Source organism: Pirellulales bacterium (assembly GCA_035533075.1).
GTDB lineage: Bacteria > Planctomycetota > Planctomycetia > Pirellulales > JAICIG01 > DASSFG01.
The window spans coordinates 1-7165 of sequence record DATLUO010000206.1 but is presented as its reverse complement, the minus strand read 5'-3'; the positions used below and the strand labels follow the sequence as shown (position 1 = coordinate 7165).

Genomic DNA, 7165 nt, shown 5'->3' with positions numbered 1-7165 from the left:
GGAACCTCCGGTATGCGGCGGTCGTGGCTCGGAGGTCCGCTGGATGCCGATTTGGCCCTCGACTCGCTGTTCGGCGGCGACGGCGCCGACCTGGCGACCGAGGGCGAAGAGTCGTCGGGCGACTTCGACCTGGGAGTTGGGAAGGCCCGCCCGTTCGCACCCTCGGCGGCGAAATCCCGTGGGGATGATGTCTCTCGGTCGGCGCAGGAGAGCGCCGCAGCCGGACGCGGCGGCTCATCGCGGCATGGCGCCTCCGTCGCCGAGTTCGGCTTTGCGGCGGAAGGTTCCGCGCGGGCGAGCTCGCCTCTGGCGGGTCCGTCGTCCGAATGGAGTACCGCCCTGCCAACGGAGCCGGCCAGCGAAATGACCGGCTCCGTGACCGGCGAGCCGATCGACGAGATCGTCGCCGTCGTCGAAGGGATGGCCGGCAAATCGGCTGAGGCGGTCAGTCGGGCGTATGAGTCGCTGGTCGACGCGGTTTTCGGCTTGATCGGCTGACGCGTCTGCCGGCAACCGCTTGTTGCGTGGCGCGGACCGAACGTGGCGATCTCGGTGGCTGGGCCAAAGCCGGCCAGGGAGCGGTCAGGCGATCAACTCCCTGAGCCGGGCACCGAGACCGATTGCACTTCGCGATTCAGCGTGACCGTCGTCGAGATCACGCTGCTGGAGTTGAAAAACTTGAGAAACCAGCCGTTGGCCGCTGGTGTGGTCGATACCGTGACGCTGATCGTGGGGCTGCTGTACGTCAGCGGATTGGGAGCGACCGTAATCGTCGGACTTTTGATCGCCGCGATATTGGTGATGCTCGTCGCGGTGGCGGTCACGTCCGACGCCGAGGCGTCGAGCGCAATTCCCGCACGGGCGGCCTCAAACGCCGCCTCGCGGAGGGTCTGCTGCAATTGCAAGTTGCGCGAAAACTCCAGAATCGCGAACACGACCGTCAGCAGAATCGGAAGACAAAAGGCCAATTCGACCACCGCCGCGCCACGGCGAGCGCGAGCGGCCCGTTGGCGGACCATGGAGCACTCCTATTTGATGAGCACCGCCGGCAGGCTGTCGGCGATGGTTTGAAACGCTTGCTGCAACACGGCCGCGGACGGCGCATTGAAGAACATTCCGTTGCCGTTCGCGGCCGCCTGCATCATCTCGGTTTGCACGGCGCCCGACGCCGCCTCCCCGCCGAAGGTGATCACGTGCGTCACAATTTGTGAATTGGTGCGGTCGCTCAACGTCAAGCTGGCGATATCGGTGTTGCCCGAAGTGGCCACGCCGTCGGTGAACAGGATGATCGTTCGGTCGGCCGTAGTCCGCGAGCGGGGCCCGGTGAGTTCCGTCTGGGCCAGTGCCAGGCCGGCCTGAATGTTCGTATCACCGATCAGCGGCTGCTGCCCCCAGGTGCTCATGCCCGTGTCGATCTGACTGTAGTTCGACGTCAGTTGCACGTCGAGCGAGGCTTCTGTCGACGAGTAGGTGCCGAAGGTGTACGTTTCGGCGTACGTCACCAGCGCCACGTGGACGTCGAGGTTCCGGGCCTGGAGCGTGCCGACGAAATCGTCCACGGCCACCGTCAGCGCTTGCCAGCGGCTGCCGGTGGAACTCGGCGCCGTGAAATAAACTTGCAACGGGTTCTTGCCGGCGCTCACGTCGGGCGGATAACTGAATTCGTTGCTGCTCAGGTCGAAGGCCATCGAGGCCGAACGATCGAGCACCAGGCAAATGTCGTGGCTGGCGCGGGTGGCGAGCGAAACTTCCTGGGGCGCAAAAGTGCCGCCGGGCAGAAAAGTCCGAAAAAACAGCGGCGGGGCCACGCTGGCCGAGACCTGCACCGCGTTCTTCGGAGAGCCGGTCTGGGAAAACGCGTACGTTCCGTCGGAACCCTGGGTGGCGTTGCCAAACAGGATGCTGCTGGATGGCAGATTCAACTGCTTTCCGGCGACGAGGTTGTTGTTCGACACGGTTTGGGCGAACGCGGCGGCCGTCGACTGGTTTTGCGTGGCGCCGTAATTGACCAGTGCGGCCTTGGCCGCCGAGTCGCAAGCGATGCGAAGTTGCTCGCGCACAAGCTGCATATAGGCGACGTCGATCGCGAACGCGGCCAGGATTAAAAGCATGCCGATCGTCGCCGCCACGAGCACGGCAATGGCCCCGCGTCGCGGATGCCTGAGTCGGCCGTGGGTTTTGGTTTTGTTTTGTGTCATGAAACTGCTATTCGACGATTAACGTCGTCTGGGCGGAAAGAGTAGGTGAGTTCTGCAAAACGAAGGACGTGGGCGAGTTCTGCTTCCAGGCCGCGCTGACCGCCACAGTCACGAGGGTTTGTGGCGTGGCCGTCGAGAGGTCGCTTGGTGTCAAGGTAACGGTGGCCCCGTTGATGCCAAGCTGCGTGAGCAAGGTCTGACAGTAGGTCTTCACCTGGTCGCTGCTGGCCGCGGTCGCGTTCGAGGTGGTCGGCCGCGTGGCCAAGCGCGCCGCCTCGTAAGCGGCCGCTTGCATCCGCGCTTGGATCGACACCAGGTTCGTGATTTCGATCATGCCCAAACCGGTCGTCAGCAACAGCGGCAGGCACAGGGCCAGCTCCACGGCTGCCGTCCCCCGGCGACTGCCCCGGAGTAGGCGCCGGGTGGCGGCTGCGCCCGCTGGCAAGGGCGGTCGATCGCTCATGAATGCTCCTTGGGCCGGCCCGCGAGGCGAAACTTATTTCGGCAACGACGACGTGTTGCGCAGGGCGGCGGCGTTGTTGGGGCCGATATCGACCACGAACATCAAGTCGTTGCAGTCCTTGTCGCCGCCATTGTACATGTCTTCGAAACCGATGATCAGATACTGACTGTCGTCGGGAAAGAACGAGATCAGGTGCTGAAAGTTGTCGGGGTTGTTGGAGTTGCCGTTGTAGTAAACGTCAGCCGGATCGCTGTTGCTGTCCATGTTGGCCATGATGAAAAAGGCGAGTTGCTGGCCCGCTTTGACGGTCGGCAATTGCACGAAATCGCCGGCCATCAGCGGCTCGCTGCTGGAGCGTTTGCCCGATCCGCTGGAGCAGACGGGGCTGATGCTGGAGTGGACGAAGGGAAACACGGTATAGCTGGTTCCCGTCGTCGGTTTGTTGGTGGGGGCGCTCACCGTGGCGATCGTGACTCCCAGAGCGTTGTTATAGCAGGCGCCTTCATAGATGTAATAGATGCGCGGCGCATAGTCGAACATGAAATACAGCCGCGTGGGATCCAATTGGTTCAAGTTGGCCCCTGTAAAGGCGACGTGTTCCGGAAGATTGGTGGTAATCGCGTTCAGGAAGCTCTGCTTGTACGCGTCGAGTGCCTGTGACGTGGCATCGGTGCCATCCAGGTAGGTTTGGCCAATCAGCGGTAGTCCCAGCGGACGCTGCGACGGCTGGTATTTCGATAAAGTTTGGGCCGAGGCCGACACGGACCAGCCGCTGACAACAACGAGCCCCAACAACAAACGGAATCGTCGAAACTGCATGGTAGCGCCTCTTTGAGAATTGAAACGGGCAACAGAAACTGCGCCGGGGGAACTGCGCGTCGTCCGGCTTGACCGACACGGTTTGCCGAACTCCTATGCAAACCTAGCTCGTCAGCGGGGGCTGTCAAACTCCCCGGCTTCTCCGGCCGACGTGGGCCCACTTCCGCGTTCCGGCCAGGCACCGTCCAACTTACACCCAGAGATCGCCCAAGCGTCCGGCGGCGAACTCGCAGCAGGTGCCGGTAGCACCGATTGAGACCATGGACTCTTATCGCCCCCGCATCAAGAATTTCGGAGATTTAATGGATCAATTGACGTCCACGGAACCGAATGCACGGCAAATCCGGCCCGTCGTCGCTTCGGCCGTCGAAATCGACGGCGAAGGACCCAGCCGCGACACGCGAAGCTGGGTGATCTTGCACAGCATCACCGATTTGGGACTGAGGCTGATTCACGCCCGCAGCTTTCGCGCGGAGAAACTCGCGGTCAGGATCGAGTCACCCACGGGCGAAATCGTTCAGGTTCTCGTGGCGCTGACGTCGACCGCCGAAAAGGGGGATCTCTACGAAACGACGGCCCGCTTCTCGATGTCCGACTAGGGGCCCCGGCAAGAACGGCGAAAGTGCAGCCCCCATATGGGCCGATGAAACGGAATGTGCCGCCTGTGCGGGACTCTCGGCCAAAAAAAGCTGGATCCCGACGACGAGTTTTGATACAAAGAAGTCGCGGCCTGGGAATGACTCTTCTTTTTGGGGGTGCTTGCAATGCTGAAATCGCTGTTTCGCGTCAGCCTATGCGGGCTGGCACTGGTTTGGGCCTTTGACGGTCGCTCGATCGCGACGGCGCAGGCCATACGGCGGCCCGGCATCCGCCGCTACCAATCGATGAATACCGAGCCGATTGTCAGTCCCTATTTGAACCTGGCCCGGCCCGGCGGCGATCCAGGCTTCAACTACTTCACGCTGGTGCAGCCGCAGGTGCAGCAGCAGTCGTACCAGCAGACCCAGAACGCGCAAATTCGAGGCCTAAACCAACAACTGCAGCAGCAGGCGAAGGAAGGACCCTACGGTCCGGTGAACACGATTCGACCGACCGGGCGCGGAGCGAGTTTCAGGAGTTACTCTCACTACTATCCTTCCAAGGGCGCTGGGGGCGGGGGCGGCGCCCCGGCACGAAACTACCCGTCTTCGTCGGGCGGCTCGGGTGGGATGGGCATGGGCATGGGCATGTTTTAGGCCCGCCAAGGAGGCTGGGCGAATGACAAGGAAGTCTACGCATACGGTTGTGGCCGTCCTGGCGGCCCTTTCGGCAATCTTGGTGCAGGTAGCCTCGGCACAACCAGCCTCGGCACAGCGGCCCGACCGCTGGCAGCGCGAGCGCGATAAGATGGTCGACGAGCAAATCGTCGCGGCCGGCGTCAAGAATGCCCGCGTGGTCGAGGTCATGCGCGCGGTGCCGCGGCACGAGTTCGTCACGCCCGACCAGCGGCAATACGCCTACTTTGACATGTGCCTGCCGATCGGCGGAGGGCAGACGATTTCGCCGCCCTTCATGGTGGCCATGATGACCGAGCGGCTCGACCCGCAACCGACCGACAAAGTGCTCGAAGTCGGTACGGGCAGCGGCTATCAAGCCGCCGTGCTCAGCAAGCTGGCACGCGATGTCTACACCGTCGAGATCGTGGAACCGCTCGGCCGCCGCTCGGCCACAACGCTCCGGCGGCTGGGTTGCTATAACGTTCATCCGCGTATCGGCGACGGCTATGCGGGCTGGCCGCAGTACGCGCCGTTCGACAAGATCATCGTCACCTGCTCGCCCGACAACGTGCCACAACCGCTCATCGACCAGTTGAAGCAGGGTGGCCGGATGATCGTGCCGGTCGGCGAGCGCTACCAGCAAACGCTTTACCTGTTTCAAAAGCGCGACGGCAAGCTCGTCCAAGAGGCGCTGGAGCCGACGCTGTTCGTGCCAATGACGGGCACCGCGCTGGATGGCGGCCGGCGCGGCCCATTTGCCGGCGGCGTTCTCGTCAACGGCGATTTTGAGGAGCCCTCGCGGTTCGCCGATCGACCCGAGGCCTGGCATTACCTGCGGCAGGCCAAGGTCGAGTCGCTCGACAATGCGCCGTCGGGCAAGAAGTGCCTGACGATCACGAACTCGGTGCCCGGCCGCCACGGCCAGGCACTGCAAGGCATCGGCGTCGACGGGCGTCAAGTCGCCCGGCTCGACATCGACCTGTGGGTCCGCACGGCCAACGTCAAAGCGGGCCCGGCGGTCGAGCATCAGGCGATGGTGTTGGTGACTTTCTTCAACGACGAGCAATCGCCGATCGGACAGGCCGTGGTCGGGCCGTGGTCGGGCAACCTGTCCTGGAGGCGACAACAGGGCCAACTCAACGTGCCTCGCTCGGCGCGATTGGCGGTGGTTGCCATCGGGCTGTTGGGCGCCACCGGCGAGATTTCCTTCGACGACGTTCGCTCCACGGCCGTCGCCGCCTTGCCGGCGCACAATACTTCAGGCGGCCGAGAATGAGACATTGGCGGTGGCTGGGGCAGAGCCTGGCCAAGTGGAGGCCGGCACTTCGTTCATCTCGGCGGCCAGGCGATGCCCCGGTTGGACGCACCGAGGCATCGCTTGGCCGCCACGCTCTTGAAGGGCGCCAGCCGCTATCTGGCCAAGCTCTGCCCCAGCCACCGCTTTTCCTCACGGCAAAACGTCTCATTCTCGGCCGCGTGAAGTATAACTAGCGCTCGGTCCAGCGCGCCGGCAGCGCAAAGTCGCCCTCTCTTCGCGCATCCCATCGCCGGGCACCTTGCGCAAGCTAGGCATCTGCGTTGCGACCGTTCCGAAGCGCAAAACTGATCGCAAGCGGATAGTCGTTACCAGCCGATGACTGCCCAAGGAGCTTTCACGGGTTTTTTTCCAAACGAGGCATTCGGGCCATGGGATGGTCAGCGCAAGACCGCCGGAAGCGCGTCATCGTCGCGGTGCTCACGCTGTCGATGAGCCTGTCAGGTTGCCACTCGAGCAAGCTGGGAGGGCATTATTGGGCGCCGCCACGCGGCCATCTGGAGGCCAAGGTTCCGCCGCCGCCGCCCGATGTGCCGCGCGAGCTCGCCAAGGTAGCCATGCCCGACTATGTGATCGAACCTCCCGACATCCTGATGATCGATGCCATCAAGGTCGTACCGAAATCGCCTTACCGCATCGAGAGCCTCGACCTGCTCACCGTTCAGGCGCCGGGCGCGCTGCCCGATCAGCCCATCGACGGCCAATTTGTGGTCGAACCGGGTGGAGCGATCGACCTCGGGCCGCCCTACGGAGCGGTGCAGGTCGCGGGACTCGAAATCCGCGAGGCGACGCGGGCCGTCGAACATAAGTTGCAAGAGTTTCTCTCAGACCCCACCACGCACGTCAGCCTGGCCCAAAGCGCAGGGGCGCAGCAAATCGCCGGCGAACATATGGTCGGGCCCGACGGCAAAGTGACGCTGGGCACCTACGGCAAAGTGTTTGTCACCGGTCTGACGCAGCAACAGGCCCGGCAGGCGATCGAGACGCACCTCAGCGAGTTCTTGGAAAGTCCCCGCGTGGCCGTCGACATCTACGCCTACAACAGCAAGTTCTATTACGTGATCACCGACGGAGCGGGCCTGGGCGATGCGGTGGTCAAGTTTCCGATCACGGG

At 63.3% G+C, this 7165-nt stretch carries 10 protein-coding genes; 6 read left to right on the top strand and 4 right to left on the bottom strand.

Annotation, left to right across the window (positions count from 1 at the left end; all coding sequences use genetic code 11):
- Positions 1–498 (top strand): hypothetical protein (locus VNH11_26660; protein ID HVA49976.1); only part of this gene is annotated, 498 nt, incomplete at its 5' end.
- Positions 499–590: 92 nt separating this feature from the next.
- Here the strand turns inward: VNH11_26660 and VNH11_26655 are convergent.
- Genes VNH11_26655 through VNH11_26640 form a run of 4 tightly spaced genes read right to left on the bottom strand, consistent with a single transcriptional unit; the run spans position 591 to position 3480 of the window.
- Entirely contained in the window at positions 591–1019 is a 429-nt protein-coding gene (locus tag VNH11_26655; GenBank protein ID HVA49975.1) for a TadE family protein, read from the bottom strand.
- A 9-nt stretch (positions 1020–1028) separates the two neighbouring features.
- On the bottom strand, positions 1029–2198 hold the full coding sequence (locus VNH11_26650; protein HVA49974.1) for a TadE/TadG family type IV pilus assembly protein: 1170 nt from the start codon (positions 2196–2198) through the stop codon (positions 1029–1031).
- Between the two features lie 7 nt (positions 2199–2205).
- Positions 2206–2661: a TadE/TadG family type IV pilus assembly protein gene (locus tag VNH11_26645; GenBank protein HVA49973.1), complete on the bottom strand. Its 456-nt coding sequence runs from the start codon at positions 2659–2661 to the stop codon at positions 2206–2208.
- Between the two features lie 33 nt (positions 2662–2694).
- Positions 2695–3480, bottom strand: coding sequence for a DUF4114 domain-containing protein (locus tag VNH11_26640; protein ID HVA49972.1), 786 nt, complete (start codon positions 3478–3480; stop codon positions 2695–2697).
- Positions 3481–3782: 302 nt separating this feature from the next.
- Here VNH11_26640 and VNH11_26635 point away from each other — a divergent pair, with 302 nt between their 5' ends.
- The 5 genes from VNH11_26635 to VNH11_26615 form a co-directional block, all read left to right on the top strand.
- Positions 3783–4079 (top strand): hypothetical protein, encoded by a 297-nt coding sequence (locus VNH11_26635; GenBank protein ID HVA49971.1) that lies wholly within the window; start codon positions 3783–3785, stop codon positions 4077–4079.
- Between the two features lie 165 nt (positions 4080–4244).
- Positions 4245–4715, top strand: coding sequence for a hypothetical protein (locus VNH11_26630; protein HVA49970.1), 471 nt, complete (start codon positions 4245–4247; stop codon positions 4713–4715).
- A gap of 22 nt (positions 4716–4737) precedes the next feature.
- Entirely contained in the window at positions 4738–6012 is a 1275-nt protein-coding gene (locus VNH11_26625; protein ID HVA49969.1) for a protein-L-isoaspartate(D-aspartate) O-methyltransferase, read from the top strand.
- Between the two features lie 72 nt (positions 6013–6084).
- Entirely contained in the window at positions 6085–6216 is a 132-nt protein-coding gene (locus tag VNH11_26620; GenBank protein HVA49968.1) for a hypothetical protein, read from the top strand.
- Positions 6217–6422: 206 nt separating this feature from the next.
- The coding region (locus VNH11_26615) for a polysaccharide biosynthesis/export family protein (protein HVA49967.1) at positions 6423–7165 on the top strand (743 nt) is incomplete at its 3' end.

Bases quoted from the DNA above. Each gene is read 5' to 3' on its own strand.
- VNH11_26630 (HVA49970.1), top strand. From the start codon at position 4,245: ATGCTGAAATCGCTGTTTCGCGTCAGCCTATGCGGGCTGGCACTGGTT.
- VNH11_26640 (HVA49972.1), bottom strand. From the start codon at position 3,480: ATGCAGTTTCGACGATTCCGTTTGTTGTTGGGGCTCGTTGTTGTCAGC.
- VNH11_26645 (HVA49973.1), bottom strand. From the start codon at position 2,661: ATGAGCGATCGACCGCCCTTGCCAGCGGGCGCAGCCGCCACCCGGCGC.
- VNH11_26650 (HVA49974.1), bottom strand. From the start codon at position 2,198: ATGACACAAAACAAAACCAAAACCCACGGCCGACTCAGGCATCCGCGA.
- VNH11_26620 (HVA49968.1), top strand. From the start codon at position 6,085: ATGCCCCGGTTGGACGCACCGAGGCATCGCTTGGCCGCCACGCTCTTG.
- VNH11_26625 (HVA49969.1), top strand. From the start codon at position 4,738: ATGACAAGGAAGTCTACGCATACGGTTGTGGCCGTCCTGGCGGCCCTT.
- VNH11_26655 (HVA49975.1), bottom strand. From the start codon at position 1,019: ATGGTCCGCCAACGGGCCGCTCGCGCTCGCCGTGGCGCGGCGGTGGTC.
- VNH11_26635 (HVA49971.1), top strand. From the start codon at position 3,783: ATGGATCAATTGACGTCCACGGAACCGAATGCACGGCAAATCCGGCCC.